Here is a 21,407-nt window from a genome sequence, read left to right on the forward strand (position 1 = left end):
TATGGAGGTGAAAAATAGTGAACTTTCTACTTGCACCTGACTCTTTCAAGGGAAGTATGACTTCAGCAGAAGCAGCAGAATCGATGGCTGAGGCGGTGAGAGCAGTGGATTCCTCTAATCATGTCAAACTCAAGCCAATGGCTGATGGTGGAGAGGGAACACTAGATGCTTTGATGAAAGCAGGTAACGGAGAGAGTGTAGCGGTTACTTGCAATGGCCCCCTCGGAAAAACTATCGAAAGCTGTTATGTGATTTTGGACGATCAGACAGCAGTCATTGAATGTGCAAGCATTTCAGGACTGCCAATGATATCGGAGGGCAAAAGAAACCCTGACCACACGACGACTTATGGCATCGGGGAGGCAATCCTGCATGCATTGGATCGCGGAGTGCGCAGCTTTATCATTGGGCTGGGAGGCAGTTCCACCAATGATGGCGGCATGGGAATGCTTCAGGCTTTAGGAATGAAAGCATTCGATAACCGCGGGAATGTTGCTGGAAAGTATGGCAAAGATTTTCTCAAGGTAGAGGACGTTGATTTTTCTGAGTTGGATTCCCGCTTACAACAGTCTGAGTTCAAGGTTGCTTGTGATGTCGATAATCCTCTTACCGGAGACCGGGGTGCATCCTTTATTTTTGGCCCCCAAAAGGGAGCGACCGGGAAACAGGTTATTGATTATGATCAGGCGATGACACGCTATGGAAAAGCCGTTGAAAAAGCATTAGGAAAAAGTATGATGGATACGGAAGGTGCCGGGGCTGCTGGTGGCCTTGGGTTTGCATTACTAGCTCTAGGCGGGAAACTTCAATCTGGCGCGGAATTGGTGGGAAAAGCGGTTGGCTTACAGGAAGCAGTCCAGTGGGCGGATGTCGTCATTACTGGGGAAGGCCAGAGTGACAGGCAGACATTATATGGAAAAGCTCCAGGGTACGTGGCCAGTCAGGCATCCCTATATGGAAAACCGACAATTTTATTGTCCGGGAGTATAACGGGGGATTTCGAAAGGCTGAATGAAAAATTTCTAGGGTGCTTTTCCATTGTAGCTGGACCAAATACATTAAAGAATTGTATGAAGAACGGTCATCAATATTTGTACAATGCTACAAGTCAACTGACCAGGCTGATTATGCGGTGGAACTGACATATTAACACACAAAAAGGATTGGTCTCTGCAAGTTGGAGGCCAATCCTTTTTTATCACGGAAATTATCAACAGTTAAGCCAAGCCCCTGTGACAAATAACGTCATGATGAGGCTTGGCTTGAGATTGTCGGGATTGGTCAAGGCACTTCCGCTTTTGTTCACCCTTTTAGAAAGTTTAACTTTGTTAAAGAATTAAAGTATAAGTAAAACTGAGGCTTTCGCCATAAGGGTTTGGCGATAAGCCAAGTTGTTCTATCAGGTCCGTATAAAGTCGCCATCTCTGTTTTTGACAATTTTATTGAACTCATCCTTGAACACGATGTGCTGCCGGTTAAACTTAGTCGGGCTGTCTATGCCTCCTACTGCAGCGAGGTCATACAAACCTTCACGCAACGCGACTAAATAATTACAGACACGGTATTTCTTTTCTTCTATATCAAGCGCTTCCTGTAAATCGGGATCTGTCGTTGCTACCCCAACTGGGCAATTATTGGTATGGCATACCTGGGACATGATGCAGCCTACACTTAACATGAAACCGCGTGCGATGTTGATCAAATCTGCCCCTAGAGCCAGAGCCATAGCGATTTTATCCGGGGTCAGCAATTTTCCGGAGGCAATGATATGGGTCCGTTCACGAAGATTGTATTTTTTCAGTGTATCATCAACCAGCGGGATTGCCGCAAACGCAGGGAGTCCGACAGATTCAGCCAGAGCATAGTAGGAAGCTCCCGTTCCCCCTTCACCACCATCAATCGTGATGAAGTCCGGTACAATATCTGTTTCTTTCATCTTTTGAATTAGCTCATCCACCTGAATGTCATCCCCGACAACAATTTTCATCCCTACTGGTTTTCCCCCTTCCTCTCTGAGCTGGTCCAGAAAGTTCAGGAGTTCTTCAGCCGTAGAAATGCCAGGAAAACGATTGGGGCTGTTTATGTCTTTTCCAGGCTCGACATCACGGATCTCAGCAATTTCTTCAGTCACTTTTTTACCAGCAACATGTCCGCCGCGCGTTTTTGCACCTTGCCCAACCTTTAGCTCGAAGGCTCTGATCTGTTCATTGTGGCTGTGTTTCTGGAATTCTTCCCAGGAAAAATTTCCATCCTTGGTCCGCACTCCGAAAAGCCCAGGGCTGATTTGCATAATGATATCTACGTCCCCTTTTAAATGATAAGGGGACACACTTCCTTCCCCAGTGTTCATCCATGTTCCCCCCGCCATCCCAAGACCCTGGGACAAAGCCGTTATAGCATGATCGCCAAGGGATCCGAAACTCATAGCCGATTGTCCGATCAAGCCTTTGATACGAAACGGGTGTCTGGCGGTATTTTTTCCAAGTACAACCGCATCTTCATCGCTTAAGTAATGGGGGTCAACCTCTGCATCTTCTCTATGTTCCTTTCGGGAGAAAAGCTTTTCTTCATCGATGTGATACAGACGCGTTTTAATTTTCGGCTGTTGATCGACGTTCATCTCATCACTCATGCTTGGAAACATATTGTTAACAAGAAACATCCCGCCTTCATGGAAATTCCGCTCTGAGCCGTAGCCAAGCATCCGTGTCTTATATTTTGCGGCTTTATAGACATATTCGAATTGCTTCCTGTTAAATGGCTTGCCTTCTTTATCGTTATTGTAAAGATACTGGCGTAATTCCGGACCTGCTTTCTCAATGATATAACGGAATTTCCCTAATAAAGGATAGTTCCGTAAAACAGAGTGCTCTTCCTGTTTTTTATCATGAAAATAAATCCTCAACAGCATGGCTAGTGGAATGAGGAAAAGAGCTGCCATTATAATTAACACTATCAACAATCCGATTTCCATATAGCCGTATCCTCCTTCATGTATGTAACTGCTGGTGAAATTTAATCAAGTAAGCTTGGTACATGTTTTCCCAGGAGGGGATAGCTATAAACGCCGTTTCCCCTGGTGCAAATTTCCTATTCCTATCCTGAAATTTTTTACACGCCCATCCTGCCTGAATTAAGTATAATAAATGTATAGAGTAAAAGATTTGGTGATAGGTGAAACGAAAGAAGGAGGTAGTGACAATGGACCCCTTGGACATTATTGGGAATCTACATAAAGTGAAGCCTGTCTACCAGCCGGTGGTCAGCGCGATCCGGCATAAAATAATCGGTTATGAAGTATTAGGGAGATTTCGGCAGGGGGAGGAGAACTGGTGCAGCTTAAAAAACTTCTTCCACGATGGGGATGTACCCGAGGAATTCAAAGTGGATGTCGACCAGCATCTGTTGAAGTTAGCAATTAGTGAAATGCTTGATTCGAAGAGGACTGGTTTTCTATTCATCAACCGGACTGCGAACGAACTTCTCTTCAACAATGGTGAAGATTTATTGGAAACGTTACTTTACTATAAAGAGAAGGGCTTTTCATTGAACCGTGTGGTACTTGAGGTGACCGAGCATGATTTTGAAGAAAGATTTGAAGAGCTTAACCATCTTCTGCTTTACTATAAAACCTATGGAATCCAAATTGCCATCGATCACATCGGAGTGAAAAGTTCTAACATCGACCGCATTCGTCAGCTCGAACCACATATTTTAAAAATCGATACAAAAATGATCCGCGACCATAACCGGGAGGGATTTCAAGATGTGATGTTTTCCCTTTCCATGCTGGCTCAGAGGATTGGTGCTGCCTTACTATTTGAAAATATCGAAGACGACTTCCAGCTTCATTTTGCATGGAAACATGGCGGCCGTTTCTATCAAGGCTTTTACCTCGCTAAACCGGAGTTCCAGATGCGATCAAATGATTATTTGACTTTAAATACCCGAGATAAAATCAATAGTTATATCCAAAGAGAAAAGAACTTGATAGAACAAAGGCTAAGCTTTGTACTTTTCTGGGAACAGAAAGTGAAGGAATTGCTTCCAAAGTGGGATGGGGCGAAAAAAGTGGACCCATTCATTGAGCTAGTCACAGAAAAATTTGACCAGGAAAGTTTCCGGATGTTTGTCTGCAATGGCGATGGGCTGCAAATCTCTTCTAACTTTAGAAAAAGAGATGAAATATGGGAGCCAGAACCTCATAAAAAAGGGTCTAACTGGGCTTTTCGCCCCTATTTTTTGGAAAATGTCATGCAGATGAAGACTTGGAACAAAGGCAGGTTATCAGACATTTACTCCGATATAGAGACGAAGGACATGATCCGCACGTTCAGCTATCCACTGACCGGCCAGTATTTCCTTTTCATAGATATCCCGTACACGTTCATTTATGAAAATGAGTGCCTGTTAATTTAAGTCGCAATTTTTGTGAAACAATTAGGGGAGGCATAAACAACCAGTCATCTTGCCATATACTAAAGCCGGATAATAGAAAGGAGGAAAGGGATGGCTACAGCCAAAGGGAAGTTTTTGAGAGAATTTAATGAAGCTTTCGTAAGGGGAAATATTGATTTCCTTATGGACAATGTTACGGATAACATCCGCTGGGAGATGGTTGGCGATACAGTAGTCGAAGGGAAGGAAGCATTCCACCTAGCCCTTAAAGAGATGCCCACTGACGTCAAAAATCATGAGCTGGCAATCAATAACATCATTACTCATGGCATAACAGCAGCAGTGGACGGAACAATAACCGTCACTAATGAAACCGGGGAAGTCAAGGAGTATGCCTTCTGTGACATCTATCGTTGGAACAAATTCAAAGATGGCAAAATCAAAGACATGAGATCCTATGTGGTCGAAACACCCCGAACTCAATAAAGGAGACGACAAATGAGGCTGTCCCGTAAGTCTATTAGACTTAGGGGCAGCCTCTTGTTTTTTTTGTTAAAGAATTAAAGTAAATTGGCATTCAACAATGCAGAATCTTCTTTTTTATATACGGTAAAACCACGAAGAAAATAAACTTTTTCGTGGTCTTCAATCAAAGAGACCTTTTGGGAATAGCTTTTTGTTTTACATAAAATCTTTTCGAAAAATTTAAATTTATAAGTTTAAGAAATACTAACACATTCACGGAAGGAAGAGTGAATGTGAGTTTTACTAATCTTGTTTAACTATTGACTAAGCGTTTGACGAGTTCCTTATTCTTTTGTTTGAACACTTCATTATGGGAGGAGACCATAGCTGCAGCGCTTGCTTCAGGTTCAATATACTGCTTCGCTTTATTGACGGCATTTGCTGCGTCCTGAAAAGCGCCTGCAATAAGGTTCAACTTGCCATCATACTTTATAATATCTCCCGCAGCATAAAGTCCTTCGACAGATGATTCACTCATTGGAGTACCCTCAATGAAACATTGGTCGACCAACCGGATACCGAGCGGACTTTCTGTTAATAAAGATGCATCCACATCATATCCGTGGTTGATGATAACGTCATCGACGTCAATTTCAAAGGTTTCTCCCGTATTGTTATTTTTCAATTCTACCCGGTCGATTGTTTCGTGGTCCGCTCCAGCTTTAAGCTTTGTGATGGAACAACAGAATAAGCAATCTGCAGAACTCTTAAGGAGCTGGGAGATTTGGGCTTCATGTCCGCAAAGGTTTTCCCTGCGGTGGGTCAGGTAAACTTTATCAGCGACCGGTTCCAATTCATTTGCCCAATCAATGGCGGAATTCCCTCCACCGGATATGAGGACCGTTTTATTTTTAAAATGCTGAAGAGATTTCACTGTATAATGCAGATTTGAAATTTCAAATCGTTCCGCTCCTTCGATATTGAGCTTGTGGGGTTTTAAAATTCCGCTCCCAACAGCCACTATGACGCTTTTGGACAAATGTTTGCGGCCGGATGCTGCCGTAAGCACAAATTGACCATCTGTCTGACGGGAAATAGAAACTATTTTTTCATTCGTTACCACTTCGGGTTGGAAAGTCATTGCCTGTTCTGTCAGCTGTTCAATCAATTGCGCCCCGCTTATCGGTGTTAACCCACCAATATCCCAAATCATTTTTTCTGGATAAATTTGAACTTTTCCCCCGAGCTGTGGCTGAAATTCTATGATTTTTGTCTTCATTTCCCTTAATCCACTATAAAAAGCTGAATAGAGTCCGGCTGGCCCTCCGCCGATAATCGTCACGTCAAAGCATTCGTTCTCCATCAAAATTCACTCCGATCTGATTGCTCCTGTTTACACTATGCATATGTTAAAGACATCTGTTGACAAACAGGGCAAAGCACCTTATAGTATCATTATAAACGACACTGATAATCATTCTCAACAATTATTTTCTGGAGGTCTCCATTATGCTGCGTTTATCTACCGAAAATTTACATATAGGTTATGATGACCGTATGATTGTAAAGGATTTATCGTTGCAAATCCCAGATAAAAAGATAACCACGATAATAGGCTCGAATGGCTGTGGAAAATCGACTCTATTAAAAGCGATGACCCGGATCATCTCCCACCAGGCCGGTTCCATTATCCTGGATGGTGGCAGTATTTCTAAAGAGGATACGAAAGCTCTGGCGAAGAAGATGGCAATTCTTCCCCAAAATCCAGAAAGCGCAGCAGGTCTGACGGTTGGAGAATTAGTGTCTTACGGTCGTTTTCCCTATCAAAAGGGTTTCGGGAGGCTTACCAAAAAAGATATGGATGTCATTAATTGGGCACTGGATGTTACCGGCACAGAAGCCTTCAAATACCAGCCTGTCGATTCATTGTCCGGGGGACAGAGGCAGCGCGTATGGATCGCTATGTCATTAGCCCAGGAGACGGACATGATTTTTCTTGATGAACCGACCACTTATCTTGATCTGGCTCATCAGCTGGAGGTTCTGGAACTGTTACAAAGACTCAACCAGGAACAGGAAAGAACCATTGTCATGGTACTTCATGACTTGAATCAGGCTGCTAGATTCGCAGATTACATCATAGCTCTGAAGGATGGTCAAATTGCTAAGGCAGGATCATGTGAAGAAGTGATCGATCGCGAAGTGTTAAAAGATGTGTTTCACATCGATGCAGCAATAGGGAGAGATCCTAGAACTAATAAACCAATGTGCCTAACATACAATTTGCTAAAAGGAGAAGATCAACATGAAGAAAGCAATCATGCCATTCCTGCTCTTGCTCGTGCTCATTCTTAGTGCCTGCGGAGGGAGCGGTGGAGAAAAAGCCAGTGACGCCACTGGTGATAAGAATACTAAAAAAGAAACACGTACCTACCAATCCGAAAATGGTCCTGTAGAGGTGCCAGCTAACCCGAAAAGGGTAGTCGTATTATCCACATATGCCGGAAATGTCATGGCGCTTGATGTGAACCTTGTCGGGGTTGATTCCTGGTCAAAGATGAACCCTCGCTTTCAAGAAGAACTGAAAGGCGTGGAGGAAGTATCTGATCAGAATCTTGAAAAAATCATCGAGCTGAAGCCTGACTTGATCATTGGACTTTCTAACATAAAAAATGTAGATAAGCTGAAGGAAATAGCACCGACAGTCACCTATACTTATGGAAAACTGGATTACTTAAGCCAGCATATCGAAATAGGCAAACTGTTAAATAAAGAAGAAGAAGCACGTGCCTGGGTTGAAGACTTCAAACAACGAGCCAAAGAAGCAGGCGAAAAGATCCGTGCTGAAATTGGGGAAGACGCTACTGTAACTGTCATTGAAAACTTCGAAAAACAATTATACGTTTTTGGTGACAACTGGGGTCGCGGCACAGAAATCCTTTATCAGGAAATGGGATTGAAAATGCCGGAAAAAGTGAAGAAAATGACTTCCGAAGCAGGATTTTATGCGATTTCCCCGGAAGTCCTTCCAGAATATGCAGGTGATTATATCGTCTTCAGTAAAAACCCAGATACAGAAGCTTCCTTCCAGGAAACGGAGACATATAAAAATATCCCTGCTGTTAAAAACGGCAATGTCATTGAAGTAAATGCGAAAAAGTTTTATTTCAACGATCCACTGACACTTGAATATCAACTGGAAACTTTCAAGAAGGCATTTCTTGGAAAGTAGGCAAACAAGAAAGGGATTCTTTTCATAGGGATCCCTTTCTTCACTACGGTAAAGAAGAGTGAGATACCAATGACTAACTTAAAAATAACCCCTTTTTCATTTATACATAAATTCATTCTTTCCCTTCTCATACTCTTAGTTTCGTTTCTCACAGCAATGGCATTTGGAGCAGCTGATACTACGATGTCAGAAGTGTGGAAAGCGATATTCTTAACAACAGACTCTGACTCTGGAACTGTAACAATTTTACGAGAACTGCGTCTCCCTCGTGAGTTGGCTGCAATCTTTGTAGGGGCAGGCTTATCAGTGGCAGGCGCTATCATGCAGGGAATGACACGGAATCCGCTGGCAGACCCTGGTCTGCTTGGTTTGACAGCTGGCGCCAATGCTGCACTTGCTGTAACGGTAGCATTTATACCAGCGACTGATTACATCGGTATTACTATCGCTTGTTTTATCGGATCAGCTATAGGGGCTGGGATGGTATTCGGAATCGGTTCAATGAAGCGGGGGGGATTTTCTCCCTTTAGGATTGTACTAGCTGGAGCAGCAGTATCGGCATTTTTATTTGCTGTTGCTGAAGGAGTCGGTTTGTATTTCCATATCTCAAAGGATGTTTCCATGTGGACAGCAGGCGGACTAATTGGTGTTACCTGGAGACAACTGCAAATGATATTTCCTGTAATTGTTGCCGGAATTATAATTGCTATCTTCCTGTCCAGGCAGCTGACCATTTTAAGCCTGAATGAAGAATTGGCAGTAGGGCTTGGCCAGAAAATTACTCAAATCAAGGTCGTACTATTCGTCATCATCATCTTGCTGACAGGGGCATCTGTATCTTTAGTTGGTAATATTGCTTTTCTAGGGTTGATGGTTCCGCATATCGTCCGGCCGCTAGTAGGCACGGATTATCGTTTCATCCTTCCGATGTCTGCTACTTTAGGTGCGGCATTCATGCTGCTTGCTGATACAATCGCAAGAACGATCAATGCGCCGTATGAAACTCCAGTCGTTGCGGTCGTTTCTATAATGGGGCTTCCTTTCTTCCTGTTTATTGTCCGCAAAGGAGGGAAGGCTTTCTCATGATACATCCGACACTTATTAAAAAACAGCGGCTGCTTATGCTGGCACTATTTTTGCTTATAATCGTAACCATTATTTTAAGCTTGGGACTAGGTTATTCTTCAGTATCTTATGGGAGAATACTTCCAGCTCTTTTAGGAGAAGGAACCTTCAAAGAAGAGTTTGTCCTATTTTCTATTCGTCTTCCCCGCATTATAATCACACTGTTGGCAGGAATGGCATTGGCAGTGTCTGGAGCAATCCTTCAGGGGATTACGAGGAATGACCTGGCCGACCCAGGTATCATCGGGATTAATGCCGGTGCCGGGGTCGCTGTTGCCATCTTCTTTTTATATTTCCCGATTGAAGCAGGATCTTTCGTCTATATGTTGCCGTTTGCAGCATTTCTGGGTGCATTTTTAACTGCAGTATTAATTTATTTGTTTTCCTATAATAAAACGACAGGAATGCAGCCAATCCGGCTTGTATTGGTCGGCATTGGTTTTTCCATGGCTTTATCTGGTGCGATGGTAGTCTTGATTTCATCTGCGGAAAGAGAGAAAGTTGATTTTATCGCTAATTGGCTGGCAGGGAATATCTGGGGTACAGATTGGCCGTTCATTTGGGCCATATTGCCATGGCTGTTTCTTTTGATCCCTTTTACACTTTTCAAAGCCAACAGGTTGAACTTACTTGGAATGAGTGATCCAGTTTCCATTGGTGTGGGGCTTTCTATAGAAAAAGAAAGAGTTACGCTGCTGCTGGCAGCAGTCGCTCTGGCCGCCGCAGCGGTATCCGTTACAGGTGGAATAGCATTTATAGGCTTGATGGCACCTCATTTAGCTAAAGCATTGATTGGACCGCGAAGTCAGTTATATATGCCATTATCCATCCTGTTAGGTGGATGGATTTTGCTTGTAGCTGATACGATTGGCAGGAATGTCGCTGATCCAAGCGGAATTCCAGCAGGTATAATGGCCGCTTTGATTGGTGCTCCATATTTTATTTACTTACTGCTGAAAAGGGTATAGGCGAGGCTCCCGAAGAAGGTTCGGGAGCTTTTTTAGTTTATAGAAAATCAGAAAAAGGGTTGTTGTAGATCAACCATTAAAGCGGCTGCATCCTGTTTCAGCGACTCCCCCCTCAAGGTCTTAAGCCAATTCTCTCTGTGACAATTTGCGTCAAGGTGAGGCTTGTCTGAAACATTTAGATGGGGTCAAGGGACTTCCGCTTTTGGTTTTAAAACCAAGTAAAGAAGTCGGTCTTATATGTTATAATACTATTAAACGCATTTCTGAAAGGAGAAAGTGAATGTCCAAAATATATGTGATCCACGAAAATGACGAATGGACGGAGCACTTGACGGATCGTTTAGAAGAATTGAATCTTCCGTATGAGCTTTGGCACCTGGATGAAGGAATAATTGATTTATCAGCAGAACCTCCAGACGGAGTTTTTTATAACCGAATGAGTGCTTCCTCCCATACAAGGGGCCACCGATTCGCCCCTGAGTTTGCTGAAGCAGTCCTTGCATGGCTGGATAGAAGCGGCAGGGTGGTATTGAATGGCAGCAGGGCACTACGGTTGGAAGTAAGTAAAGTTAATCAGTATATGGCATTGAACCAGTCTGGCATCACCACACCGAAGACCGTTACAGCAGTTGGAAAAGATAATATCATTAAAGCTGCAAAGAGACTGGATATGTATCCTTTTATCACTAAACACAACCGGGCAGGAAAAGGGCAGGGAGTCCAGTTGTTCCATTCCCTGGAGGCCTTGAAAGAATACGTTTATAGTGATGACTTCGATACACCCATCGACGGCATTACACTCATACAGCAATACATTGAAGCACCCGAACCTTATATTGTCCGCCATGAATTCATCGGCGGTAAATTCTTTTATGCTGTGAAAGTCGATACTTCTGAAGGGTTTGAGCTTTGCCCGGCGGATGCTTGTACTATAGACGATATGTATTGCCCTACAGATAATAAAGAATCGCAGGGAGCAAAGTTTGAAATTCTGGAAAACTATGCACCACAAATATTGAATAAATATGAACGATTCCTGCAAGAAAACAAAATCGATGTTGCAGGCATTGAAGCGATTATGGATAAGGACGGAAACTTATATACGTATGATGTTAATACGAACACAAATTATAACTCAGATGCAGAAGCTGCTGCAGATGAATACGGCATGCTGCAATTAGCCAAATACCTTGGAGAAAAATTGCAGGAGACTGGTGTGAAAATTTGAGAAAATTATAAGCAGAGGCACATCCAACACCGGGTGTGCCTTTTTTACTTCACTAAAGAGGAAAAATTACCTTCAAACACGAATTAGTGAAAAAATATAATGCATTTGGTGGAGGGGAAATCATTGTTACATGAACAGGATTTAAAGGAAAGAATAGAAAATATTGTTGATGAAAAAAAACTTTCCGGTACGGTAATATTAAAACAAAATGATGACTGGTGTTTGGAAATCACACGCGGATTCGCCAACCGGAGTGAGCGTATTTCTAACAACAGTCACACTCGTTTCGGAATAGCTTCAGGCTGCAAATTATTTACTGCCATTGCCATCTGTCAGTTAGTGGAACAAGGAATGATATCACCTGATTTGCATTTGGAAGACTGTCTGGATATAGAGTTTCCATATTTTAATAAATCGGTGACCATTGATCACCTGCTTACCCACCGTTCAGGTATACCTGATTATTTTGATGAGGAAGTGATGGAGGACTTTGCAGACCTATGGAAACATAAACCTATGTATACCATGGACAATCACCACAGTTTTCTGCCTTTTTTTCAATACGAAAAAATGAAATTTCCACCGGGGGAAAGGTTCCATTATAATAATGCTGGTTATATTCTCTTAGGCTTAATTGTAGAAGCCGTAACAGGGACAAGCTTTACAAATTATGTGGAACATCATATTTTTGAGCGGACCGGGATGAAGGACTCTGGATACTACGCATTGGATCAGCTTCCGGAAAATACGGCTATCGGCTACATAGATAAGGAAGATGGCACGTGGGTGACTAATATTTATTCGATTCCTATAAAGGGCGGGGCTGATGGAGGAGCGATTATATCCGCTCCTGATATGATTAAATTATGGGAGGCAATCTCTGACCGTCTGCTATTGAGTGAAGATATGACAAGGAAGCTTATCCATCCCTATGTTCATGTGAATAAAGAGATGTACTACGGCTATGGGGTTTGGGTTATCAGAAAAGAAAAATCAGTTTATAAGTATCAAGTAATGGGCTATGATCCTGGAGTAAGATTCCATTCATCATACTATCCTGAATCTAACGTGAAGCTCGTCATTACCGCTAATAACGAAGCAGATACATTAGACATAATGAAGAGAATTGAAATATTAATGGATAAATAGATACTGGCCGAGAAGTAAAGGCAGCATAAGCACTGTGAGACAGTTGGGGAGACCATTCACTGAGTCTGCTGCCTTTTACTAAAACAAGCATAACAGAACGTACGTTCTTATTCAAGTGGAATTTAGCAAGTTATGAAAAAATTATGAAATCCAGTGATAACAGGAGGTGCTTTTATGCTGATTAGAAAAATAACCGAGCCCGATTATGAATTCCTGATGGATATGATGTATGAATCGATCCACATACCAAAAGATAAACCCCCAAAGAGCGAGCTTCTCAACGAGCCAGCAATCAAAAAGTATAATGAGGAATGGGGAAGGAAGACAGACAGAGCATACCTGGCAGTCGATTCTGATGGTAACATGCTGGGGGCTTCCTGGTATCGGTTATTTGAAGAGAACAACAAAGGATACGGGTTTGTGGATAGCCATACTCCGGAGCTGGGTATTGCTGTCCGGCAAGCTGCCAGAGGGAAAGGGGTCGCATCATCCCTGATGGCAAAATTAATCGACCAGGCAAGACAGGATGGTTATTCAGCTTTATCACTGAGTGTCGATCCTGATAACACTGCTGCTATCCAACTATATACAAAATTTGGATTTGTAAAGGTGGGAATCTCTGGGACATCATGGACAATGAAGTTGACTTTCTAACAAAATTCCAGTAGATTAATAGACTTTTGTTAGAAAAATGATACAATTTAAGATAGTACATATGGTGAGGGGATAAGCGCATGGAGCATTGGTTGAGGAAAATATCTGTCATACTTGTGGCCATATTAACATTGGGCATGTATATTCCACCGACTTACTTGGAAGCAGATGCTGCAGAGAGTAAGGAAGTCTCTTCCTCAAGAAACAACCATAATGAAGCTCTCATCACTTCGTCTGCCGGTGTAGATGAAGATCAACAACTGGATAATTTATTAGAGGACATCGGGGAAAATCCCATTGATGTGGTTGCAGAGAGGGCGAAAACACAGACTGTAACCAAACTTGGACCGAAAATCATCTCCAAAGTAGAACATGAGATAACGGATACGATTTTTCCTGAAATGGAAGAAGTAATCCATAACATAATAACTCATGCAGGGGATGAAGTACCATATTATGAGATAACCGAAGAGTTGTCTCCTGGTTATGGAGAGAAAATTTTTAACTTGTACGATTATCGTACAGGTGAGGAGCTGGCCAAGTTCCATGTCAGGCGGGATAAACGCCCGGGGGAAGGATATTGGTTCAATTTCCATTATCATTTGCGTGATGATAATTTTGAAAAGCACCATACCATTGGTGAGGTTTATTGGGACAAAAATACTCCTCCTAAATGGATGGCTTGAGTAAAAACAATATGGAAATAAACACGGAGTCTCGGGTGGGTTCGCATCTTACCTGGGACTTTTTTTGCACTTCCATAGGCAGTTATCTTCAGATTTTTCAAAAAGGTGGGTGTTTGTTTTCTAAAGATAGTGGTATATACTTATAGTTCTATGTCCGTAAAAATAATTACTCTTACGAGGTGTTTTTTAATGAAGAATGTATCTGCAGTGTTTTGGTACGCAATTATACTTTGTGCAATTTTTGTCGTATGGGGAGCAGTAGAACCAAATCAATTGGAAACTGTTTCTAGTAAGGTGACATCTTATATCTCTGATGTATTCGGCTGGTATTATTTATTAATAGTGGTAATCATGTTGGCGTTTTGTGTATATTTGATATTTTCACGGTTCGGACACATTAAACTTGGAAAGCAATCTGAAACTCCTGATTTCAACCTTCCCACTTGGTTTGCCATGTTGTTCAGTGCCGGAATGGGAATGGGACTGGTATTCTGGACAACCGCTGAACCGATTTCCCATGCTTTTAAAAGTCCGCCGGAAGCTAAAACCGGGACAGATGAGGCAATTAAGGAAGCGCTTCAATATTCCTTTTTCCACTGGGGACTTCATGCATGGGCTGTCTATGGAGTAGTTGCTTTGGTCCTCGCTTATTTTAAATTCCACAAAGGGTATCCTGGTTTGGTAAGTGCCACACTTGTTCCTCTATTTGGAGAAAAAAGCATGGGAGGGTTGCCAGGCAAGCTTATTGATACATTAGCTGTGTTTGCCACGGTAGTCGGTGTTGCTGCTACATTAGGATTCGGGTCCGCTCAAATCAACGAAGGGCTTGCCTTCTTATTTGGCACCCCTAGCAATTATGGCTTCCAATTATTGATATTGGCTGTATCGACGGCATTATTCGTTTTTTCTGCCTGGTCAGGAATCAGCAAAGGTATTAAATATTTGAGCAATATTAACATGTGGCTGGCCTTTTTACTGTTAACGCTTTTATTCATTGTCGGCCCTACTTTATACATTTTGAATATGTTCACGAGCACGCTTGGTGGTTATATAACGAATTTCTTTGATATGAGTTTCCGGATTGCTCCTTTGAATGAAGATAGCCAGACTTGGATCAAGGGCTGGACGATTTTCTATTGGGCATGGTGGATTTCATGGTCCCCATTCGTGGGTATATTCATTGCGCGTATTTCCAGAGGACGTACAATCAAAGAATTCATGCTTGGTGTGCTGTTTGTTCCGTCTATCGTATGTTTTATATTCTTTGCGGTGTTCGGCGTTTCAGCATTGAATCTGGAACAAAATGGAATCGATCAAATTTCGAAATATGCCTTAGAAACAGCTACGTTCGGTGTCCTGGATCATTATCCGCTTGGATTCCTGATGTCCTTAATCACAATTTTCGTCATCGCAATCTTTTTCATTACGTCTGCCGACTCAGCAACTTTCGTACTTGGTATGCTTAGCACAAATGGCTCCCTTAACCCAGCTGGTTTTGTGAAAATCCTCTGGGGACTGACTCTTTCAGCAATGGCTGCTATAATCGTGTATTTTGGTGGAACCCAAGGCCTGCAAAACGTGCTGATTATCGCAGCTTTACCATTTTCCATCATTGTCATACTCATGGGAATGTCATTCTACAAAGCTGCCTGGCGAGAAGTTGGTAGAAAGAAAAAAGTCGATAAAAGAAAAAAAGGTAAACAGGAAGATGCACCAACAAACGCTTAAAACTATAAAAGCCCAAGAAACCAATCGGTTTCTTGGGCTTATTAAATTATTTCCAGAATAACGTCAACCTGGCAATTTTCCGCATGAACTCGTCTAAAGTGAAGGTTTCATCGGCTGTCTGGTTATACCATTTCCTGATTGTTTCCAGCAGCCAGAATGGAATCGGCTTACCATCGATGTAGTGATAGTACGCAGCATATCCTTTGGCAAGGTGCTCCCATCTGAAATCATTTCCTGGATTTTCGTATTCTGACAAATCCAGGATTTTTGCACGTCCATCTTGCAAAATGATGTTTTTTAAATGAATATCACGCGGGTTTAGACCTTTTTGCCGAATGTATGCTCTTGTATCATTGACATCCTTAATAGCCTGTCCGGGAATATGGATACCTTGCAACAGGCAATCGTAAAGTGTAGGTCCCGGCTCATAATGAAGAACAAGGAAATTATCACCAGCAGCATGCAAGCGTGAAAGTGTCGGGAGTTCTCCTAACTGTTGATAGATCCTCTGTTCAATCTCTTTTTTATATTGTTTTTCCTGTGCATATAACTTAAAGGCATACGCCGGGGCTTCCATATGGCGGAATACAGCCGCATCTGTCCCCACTCCGATACAACGCAAGCCATCTGCACTTCCTGTGATAGTGACAGGTCCATTGTTGGGGGTCGCAGAGATCTGGATACTGGTTAATGCATGAGCTGCTGTATGCCAATCTTTGGCCATTTGACCAACGCCCTTCTATTAATTTATTTGCTTGTTTATACTATTCGGGATTTGTGACCCTTATGTGTAGGTGAATAGCTTCCAAATTGAGGAAGTATGAGGTCACTTTCTGACTCTATTTTACCACCACTTATGATATCTTTAGTATTTTTCTGCTCTCTGTCAGGCTATTAAGTTTTTAAATAAATGTAAAACACTTTACCTGCTTCCGATGCGAATTATTTGTCATGGCTGCCTGTTGCATCTTTAATAGAATTATGTTGATTATTAAATATTTTTTAAAATGAGGGAATTCATTGTTTAGGAAAATTAATAATGTCGTTGCATGGCTTATCATGTTAATGACCATAGGGTTTATTATTGTCCTTTTTATAGATGGGGAAGACGGTTGGCAGCCTTCCCTGCCAGAACTACCTGACCCGAACGCCCCGATGCCCGAGAAACTTCACCCTAAAGTCGCGGAAAAAAAGGATATATTAATAGAGAAAGCAGAAGAGAAAGGGATTAAGGTTGTCATCACAGAAGGGTTAAGGTCAAAAGAGGAACAAAACGCTCTTTATAAACGCGGTCGATCTCAGGAAGGCAATATCGTCACTTATGCAGAAGGCGGCGAGTCTTATCATAATTATGGGTTGGCAATTGATTTCGCTTTACGCAATGATAAAGGGAAAGTAATCTGGAATACCGCCTATGATGGCAACGATAATGGAAAGTCTGACTGGATGGAAGTCGTATCGATTGCCAAAAGCCTCGGTTTCGAATGGGGTGGTGATTGGGAGCGATTCAAGGATTATCCCCACCTCCAGCTGGATATGGGCTACAGCATCAGAGAATTGCAAATGGGCTTTCGTCCGGACATACTTGAGGAAAAATCAGAAGAGCAGGGAGGAAATGAGGGTTAATTAATAACGTTTATTTTCGCTGCGTTGCAAAAACGTCATGGATATGTTATCATTATTTTCTGACAATTAAGAGCGAACCTATAGTTAACTGGAAAGAGGTTAGATGGATGGGTATGAATACACGGTCAATGGTTTTTACGCTTTATGGTGATTATATCCGTCATTACGGCAGTGAAATCTGGATAGGGAGTTTAATACGCCTTTTAAAAGAATTCGGCCATAATGAACAGGCTGTACGTGCTGCAATTTCCAGGATGTACAAACAAGGATGGGTAGAGTCCAATAAAAAAGGCAATAAAAGTTATTATTATTTAACGGAACGCGGAGTCAGAAGAATGGAAGAGGCCGCCCAGCGTATCTTTAAATTCAAGCCTGAACAATGGGATGGTAAATGGCGGATGCTTATGTATACTATTCCCGAGACACGAAGAAATGCCCGGGACGAGTTCCGTAAAGAATTAGTGTGGAGCGGGTTTGGAGCAATGTCCAATAGTACCTGGATTTCCCCGAGCAGCTTGGAAAAACAGGTAGCTGACTTAATCGAAAAATACGAAATAGAACCTTACGTGGATTTTTTCATTTCCGAATATAAGGGTCCTGCTGATAATAAGGAATTAGTGGAGAAATGCTGGAATCTTGATGAGATCAACCAGAAGTACAACGAATTCATTTCCTATTACAGCCAAAAGTTTATCATCGATAAAAACAAAATCCAGAAAGGCGAAATGACAGACGCGGAATGCTTTGTGGAACGCACCAGCCTTGTGCATGAATACCGGAAATTCTTGTTTGTCGATCCTGGCCTTCCGGAAGAACTGCTTCCGGAAAAGTGGCTTGGCAGTCATGCAGGTACCTTATTCAGTGATTACTATAAGGTGCTTGCTGAACCGGCATCCCGTTTTTTTGAGCAGGTTTTCAAAGAGGGAAATGAAATCAAGCACAAAGATAAATCCTATAATGCCATGCAGCACCCACTGATGATGGAGAACAAAGCATAGAAAAAAGGAGACAGGGCAAAGCTCGCTGTCTCCTTTTTTTAATTGTAAATATGAAGACTCTCAGCTGTCTGTTATATCCTCCCTATACTGCTTTCCTTTTTGGACATATGTATCGATGGACAGCTGAATTAATTCGAAGTCCTTCTCATCAAGCTCCCTGACTACTTTTCCGGGCGAACCAACAACTAAAGAACGAGGAGGAATTTTTTTACCAGGCGGAATTAATGTGTTTGCCCCGATGATCGACGCTTCTCCAATAACAGCCCCATCAAGAATGGTGGATCCCATGCCAATGATACAGCGGTTTTCTACCGTACAGCCATGAAGGATAACATTATGTCCGACAGTGACTTCGTTCTTTACCACCAGCGGATGCTCCTCATAAAGGTGGCAAGTGGCATTGTCCTGGATACTACAGCGTTCGCCGATATGAATCGGAGCTTCGTCCCCGCGCAAAACAGCGTTAAACCAGATGCTGGATTCTTTTCCAATAGACACATCGCCAATAACATGAGCCCCCGGGGCCATAAATACACTATCGTCTACTTGTGGTATTTTCCCGCCATATTTGTGAATCATCTTATTCCTCCTTATTATTGTGAAAAGATTAAAAATATTATAACATTAATTATACGAAGGAGGAAAATCATGAGATATCTTTGCGAGTTTTTGGACATCGACTATCCTATTTTACAAGGTGGCATGGGCAATATCAGCAATGCACCATTAACTGCGGCTGTTTCAGAAGCCGGTGGCCTTGGCACTATTGGTGCAGGCACCATGGAACCACAGGAACTGGAAGCCATTATAATCGATACGAAAAAGCGTACCCAAAAGCCGATAGCTGTAAATGTTCCAATTAAAGTGACCCCATATTTAAAAGAAGTGTTAAATCTTATCATCAAACATGAAGTACCGGTCGTTTCCTTATCAGCAGGCAATCCAGTGCCGATAATCCCAACTCTGAAGGAACATGGCATTAAAGTGATAACGGTGACTGCGTCAGTAAAACAAGCTGTGAAAGCAGAGCAGGCTGGGGCTGATATCATTGTAGCGGAAGGGTATGAAGCGGCAGGTATCAATTCTAATCTGGAACTGACAACGCTTACGCTGATTCCCCAAATAATCAGGGCAGTGGATGTACCAGTGGTTGCAGCAGGCGGGGTAGGAGACGGCAAATCATTGGCAGCACTGCTCACTCTTGGAGCCAGTGGAGTACAAATGGGCACGCGTCTTATCGCGACGGAAGAAGCTCCGTTTCACCAAGCGTATAAACAAGCGCTGCTTAACGCTAAAGATAACGATACAGTGGTTGTCGGCAGATCAGTCGGACAAGTTCGCCGCGTTATGAAAACTCCTTATGCCGAAGAACTGCTTGAAAAGGAGAAAGCAGGTGTTCCGCCGGAGGAGTTTGCCGAAATGACTTCTGAAAAATACCATAAAATCGGTGCTATAGAAGGAAAGCTGGGGCAGGGATTCATAAATGGAGGACAGGTTTCCGGCCTGGTTTCCGATGTTCCTACTGTTGCACAGTTGTTTGCTTCCATGATAGAAGACGCTAAACAAAGAATCAGTCAATTACATAATATTTTCCAAAATGAGTTATGACCTGCGGAGCAACCCGTGGGTTTTTTCTCTGTCTACGAAATTATAAAAAGGGGTGGTAGTGGATAAGCCTTTTGTTTCATCCAGCTCCAGCGCCTACCCCCTCGAGGTTTTAAGCCGATCCTCTCTGTGACAGAGACCGTCACGACGAGGCTTGGCTTAAACTAGTCGGGGTGAGCAGGCGCTTCCGCTTTTGTTTCATCCAGCTTCAGCGCCTACCCCCTCGAGGTTTTAAGCCGATTCTCTCTGTGACAGAAAACGTCACGACGAGCTTGGCTTAAACTAGTCGGGGGTGAGCAAGGCGCTTGCGCTTTTGTTTCATTATTCCCTTGGTTTTACAGGAATTTTGACTTAAAAAGTAGAACTATATAATTATAAAATAATAATAAATATTCTGAAAATAAATTGACGATTTCTGGTGGAAATGATAGTATAACGGTAATATTACGTTATGCATGTTGTCTATCATAAATTTTGGTAGAAATGCTTCCTGAAGAGGGGGAAGGGCTTCAGCAGCATTGATATACTCATTAAATCAAAACAAGGGGGACCAAAATGAAAAAGGGATTAGTTGGGATCGCATTGCTTTTAATGTTGAGCATGACATTGCTTGCGGGATGTAATAGTGATGCTTCAGGTGATGAAAAAGTGACCATCGGTGTCACTCAGATTGTGGAACATCCGTCCTTGGATGCGGCTTTTGAAGGTTTTAAAAAGGCGCTTGCTGACAATGGGTATGTGGAAGGCGAGAATGTTACATATGATGTGCAGATCGCCCAGGGAGATATGAATAATGCCCAGACTATTGCTAACAACTTTGTCGGCGATAATGTTGATATGATTTTCGCAAATGCTACACCGAGTGCCCAGAGCGCTCTGAATGCCACGAAAGAGATTCCTATCATTTTCACATCCGTTACTGACCCTATCGGGGCTGGTCTGGTAGAATCCTTCGATAAGCCTGGTGAAAATATTACAGGAACTTCAGATACTCACCCGGATGCCATTCCAAAAACAATTAACTTTATTGTTGAAGAGCTTCAAGTTAAATCAATCGGCGTTGTTTACAATTCAGGTGAACAAAATTCTGCTGTGCAGGTGGAAACAATTAAAGAAATATTAAAAGGTACAAACGTTGAACTTGTAGAAGCCTCTGTATCTACCTCCGCCGAGGTAAAGCAGGCTGCTGAATCCTTGGTCGGTCGTGCAGATGCTATCTATATTCCTACTGACAATACAGTCGTTTCTGCCTTTGAATCAGTCGTTGATGTTGCGCAGACAGAGGATATCCCACTCTTTGCCGGAGACCTTGACTCTGTAGCTCGCGGTGCAATAGCAGGAAGCGGATTCAATTATGAAGATCTTGGCTATGAAACTGGAGAAATGGCAGTCCAAATCTTAAAAGGCGAGAAAGAACCTTCTGAAATACCTGTTTCCTATCCGAAAAGCTTAAAACTCGTAATCAACAAGGAAGCTGCCGAAAAACAAGGTGTGGAAGTAAAGGAAGAATGGGGCGAAATTGCTGAGTTCTACGAGGCAGAATAA

20 protein-coding genes are annotated in these 21,407 nt (G+C 42.5%); 16 read left to right on the plus strand and 4 right to left on the minus strand.

Annotation, left to right across the window (positions count from 1 at the left end; genetic code table 11):
• Nucleotides 1-17 precede the first annotated feature (17 nt).
• Nucleotides 18-1,142 carry a glycerate kinase gene (locus tag JOC33_RS15645; protein WP_205093482.1) on the plus strand — a complete coding sequence of 375 codons (1,125 nt, stop codon included), beginning with the start codon at nt 18-20 and terminating at the stop codon, nt 1,140-1,142.
• Nucleotides 1,143-1,399: 257 nt separating this feature from the next.
• Here JOC33_RS15645 and JOC33_RS15650 read toward each other — a convergent pair whose 3' ends face one another.
• Nucleotides 1,400-2,974, minus strand: coding sequence for an FMN-binding glutamate synthase family protein (locus tag JOC33_RS15650; protein ID WP_205093483.1), 1,575 nt, complete (start codon nt 2,972-2,974; stop codon nt 1,400-1,402).
• A gap of 227 nt (nt 2,975-3,201) precedes the next feature.
• On the opposite strand from JOC33_RS15650, the gene JOC33_RS15655 reads away from it, so the two are divergent.
• Complete coding sequence (locus JOC33_RS15655) at nt 3,202-4,419, plus strand: EAL domain-containing protein (protein WP_205093484.1); 1,218 nt, start codon at nt 3,202-3,204, stop codon at nt 4,417-4,419.
• A gap of 90 nt (nt 4,420-4,509) precedes the next feature.
• Nucleotides 4,510-4,884 carry a nuclear transport factor 2 family protein gene (locus JOC33_RS15660; RefSeq protein ID WP_205093485.1) on the plus strand — a complete coding sequence of 125 codons (375 nt, stop codon included), beginning with the start codon at nt 4,510-4,512 and terminating at the stop codon, nt 4,882-4,884.
• A gap of 292 nt (nt 4,885-5,176) precedes the next feature.
• Here the strand turns inward: JOC33_RS15660 and JOC33_RS15665 are convergent, their stop codons facing one another.
• A complete protein-coding gene (locus tag JOC33_RS15665) occupies nt 5,177-6,226 on the minus strand; it encodes an NAD(P)/FAD-dependent oxidoreductase (protein ID WP_205093486.1) in 1,050 nt (349 codons plus the stop codon).
• Nucleotides 6,227-6,372: 146 nt separating this feature from the next.
• Here JOC33_RS15665 and JOC33_RS15670 point away from each other — a divergent pair, with 146 nt between their 5' ends.
• The 9 genes from JOC33_RS15670 to JOC33_RS15710 all read left to right on the plus strand — a co-directional run bounded on the left by JOC33_RS15670 (nt 6,373) and on the right by JOC33_RS15710 (nt 15,633).
• On the plus strand, nt 6,373-7,218 hold the full coding sequence (locus tag JOC33_RS15670) for an ABC transporter ATP-binding protein (RefSeq protein WP_205093487.1): 846 nt from the start codon (nt 6,373-6,375) through the stop codon (nt 7,216-7,218).
• Nucleotides 7,169-8,095 (plus strand): iron-hydroxamate ABC transporter substrate-binding protein, encoded by a 927-nt coding sequence (locus JOC33_RS15675; protein ID WP_205093488.1) that lies wholly within the window; start codon nt 7,169-7,171, stop codon nt 8,093-8,095. The genes JOC33_RS15670 and JOC33_RS15675 overlap by 50 nt, the downstream gene beginning before the upstream one ends.
• A gap of 69 nt (nt 8,096-8,164) precedes the next feature.
• Nucleotides 8,165-9,181, plus strand: a complete 1,017-nt coding sequence (locus JOC33_RS15680; RefSeq protein WP_205093489.1) for a FecCD family ABC transporter permease — start codon at nt 8,165-8,167, stop codon at nt 9,179-9,181.
• Nucleotides 9,178-10,188, plus strand: a complete 1,011-nt coding sequence (locus JOC33_RS15685; RefSeq protein WP_205093490.1) for a FecCD family ABC transporter permease — start codon at nt 9,178-9,180, stop codon at nt 10,186-10,188. Before JOC33_RS15680 ends, JOC33_RS15685 begins: the two co-directional genes overlap by 4 nt.
• A gap of 280 nt (nt 10,189-10,468) precedes the next feature.
• A complete protein-coding gene (locus tag JOC33_RS15690) occupies nt 10,469-11,416 on the plus strand; it encodes an ATP-grasp domain-containing protein (protein WP_205093491.1) in 948 nt (315 codons plus the stop codon).
• A gap of 123 nt (nt 11,417-11,539) precedes the next feature.
• Nucleotides 11,540-12,565 (plus strand): serine hydrolase domain-containing protein, encoded by a 1,026-nt coding sequence (locus tag JOC33_RS15695; RefSeq protein WP_239534246.1) that lies wholly within the window; start codon nt 11,540-11,542, stop codon nt 12,563-12,565.
• A gap of 174 nt (nt 12,566-12,739) precedes the next feature.
• On the plus strand, nt 12,740-13,219 hold the full coding sequence (locus JOC33_RS15700) for a GNAT family N-acetyltransferase (RefSeq protein ID WP_205093493.1): 480 nt from the start codon (nt 12,740-12,742) through the stop codon (nt 13,217-13,219).
• Between the two features lie 80 nt (nt 13,220-13,299).
• Complete coding sequence (locus JOC33_RS15705; RefSeq protein WP_205093494.1) at nt 13,300-13,905, plus strand: YpjP family protein; 606 nt, start codon at nt 13,300-13,302, stop codon at nt 13,903-13,905.
• A gap of 189 nt (nt 13,906-14,094) precedes the next feature.
• Nucleotides 14,095-15,633, plus strand: a complete 1,539-nt coding sequence (locus JOC33_RS15710; RefSeq protein ID WP_205093495.1) for a BCCT family transporter — start codon at nt 14,095-14,097, stop codon at nt 15,631-15,633.
• 46 nt (nt 15,634-15,679) lie between these two features.
• On the opposite strand, the gene JOC33_RS15715 is transcribed toward JOC33_RS15710, so the two are convergent.
• A complete protein-coding gene (locus tag JOC33_RS15715) occupies nt 15,680-16,357 on the minus strand; it encodes a serine/threonine protein kinase (RefSeq protein WP_205093496.1) in 678 nt (225 codons plus the stop codon).
• A 296-nt stretch (nt 16,358-16,653) separates the two neighbouring features.
• On the opposite strand from JOC33_RS15715, the gene JOC33_RS15720 reads away from it, so the two are divergent.
• Together JOC33_RS15720 and paaX are read left to right on the plus strand one after the other, a co-directional pair.
• A complete protein-coding gene (locus tag JOC33_RS15720) occupies nt 16,654-17,259 on the plus strand; it encodes a M15 family metallopeptidase (protein ID WP_239534247.1) in 606 nt (201 codons plus the stop codon).
• 113 nt (nt 17,260-17,372) lie between these two features.
• Nucleotides 17,373-18,257 carry a phenylacetic acid degradation operon negative regulatory protein PaaX gene (gene paaX / locus JOC33_RS15725; RefSeq protein WP_205093608.1) on the plus strand — a complete coding sequence of 295 codons (885 nt, stop codon included), beginning with the start codon at nt 17,373-17,375 and terminating at the stop codon, nt 18,255-18,257.
• A 60-nt stretch (nt 18,258-18,317) separates the two neighbouring features.
• Here the strand turns inward: paaX and JOC33_RS15730 are convergent, their stop codons facing one another.
• Nucleotides 18,318-18,836 carry a gamma carbonic anhydrase family protein gene (locus JOC33_RS15730; RefSeq protein ID WP_205093497.1) on the minus strand — a complete coding sequence of 173 codons (519 nt, stop codon included), beginning with the start codon at nt 18,834-18,836 and terminating at the stop codon, nt 18,318-18,320.
• Between the two features lie 69 nt (nt 18,837-18,905).
• Between JOC33_RS15730 and JOC33_RS15735 the strand changes: the two genes are divergently transcribed.
• Together JOC33_RS15735 and JOC33_RS15740 are read left to right on the plus strand one after the other, a co-directional pair.
• A complete protein-coding gene (locus JOC33_RS15735; protein ID WP_205093498.1) occupies nt 18,906-19,865 on the plus strand; it encodes an NAD(P)H-dependent flavin oxidoreductase in 960 nt (319 codons plus the stop codon).
• Nucleotides 19,866-20,417: 552 nt separating this feature from the next.
• Nucleotides 20,418-21,407, plus strand: coding sequence for an ABC transporter substrate-binding protein (locus JOC33_RS15740; RefSeq protein WP_205093499.1), 990 nt, complete (start codon nt 20,418-20,420; stop codon nt 21,405-21,407).

The organism is Thalassobacillus pellis (genome assembly GCF_016908295.1).
In the GTDB taxonomy this organism is placed as follows: domain Bacteria; phylum Bacillota; class Bacilli; order Bacillales; family Halobacillaceae; genus Thalassobacillus; species Thalassobacillus pellis.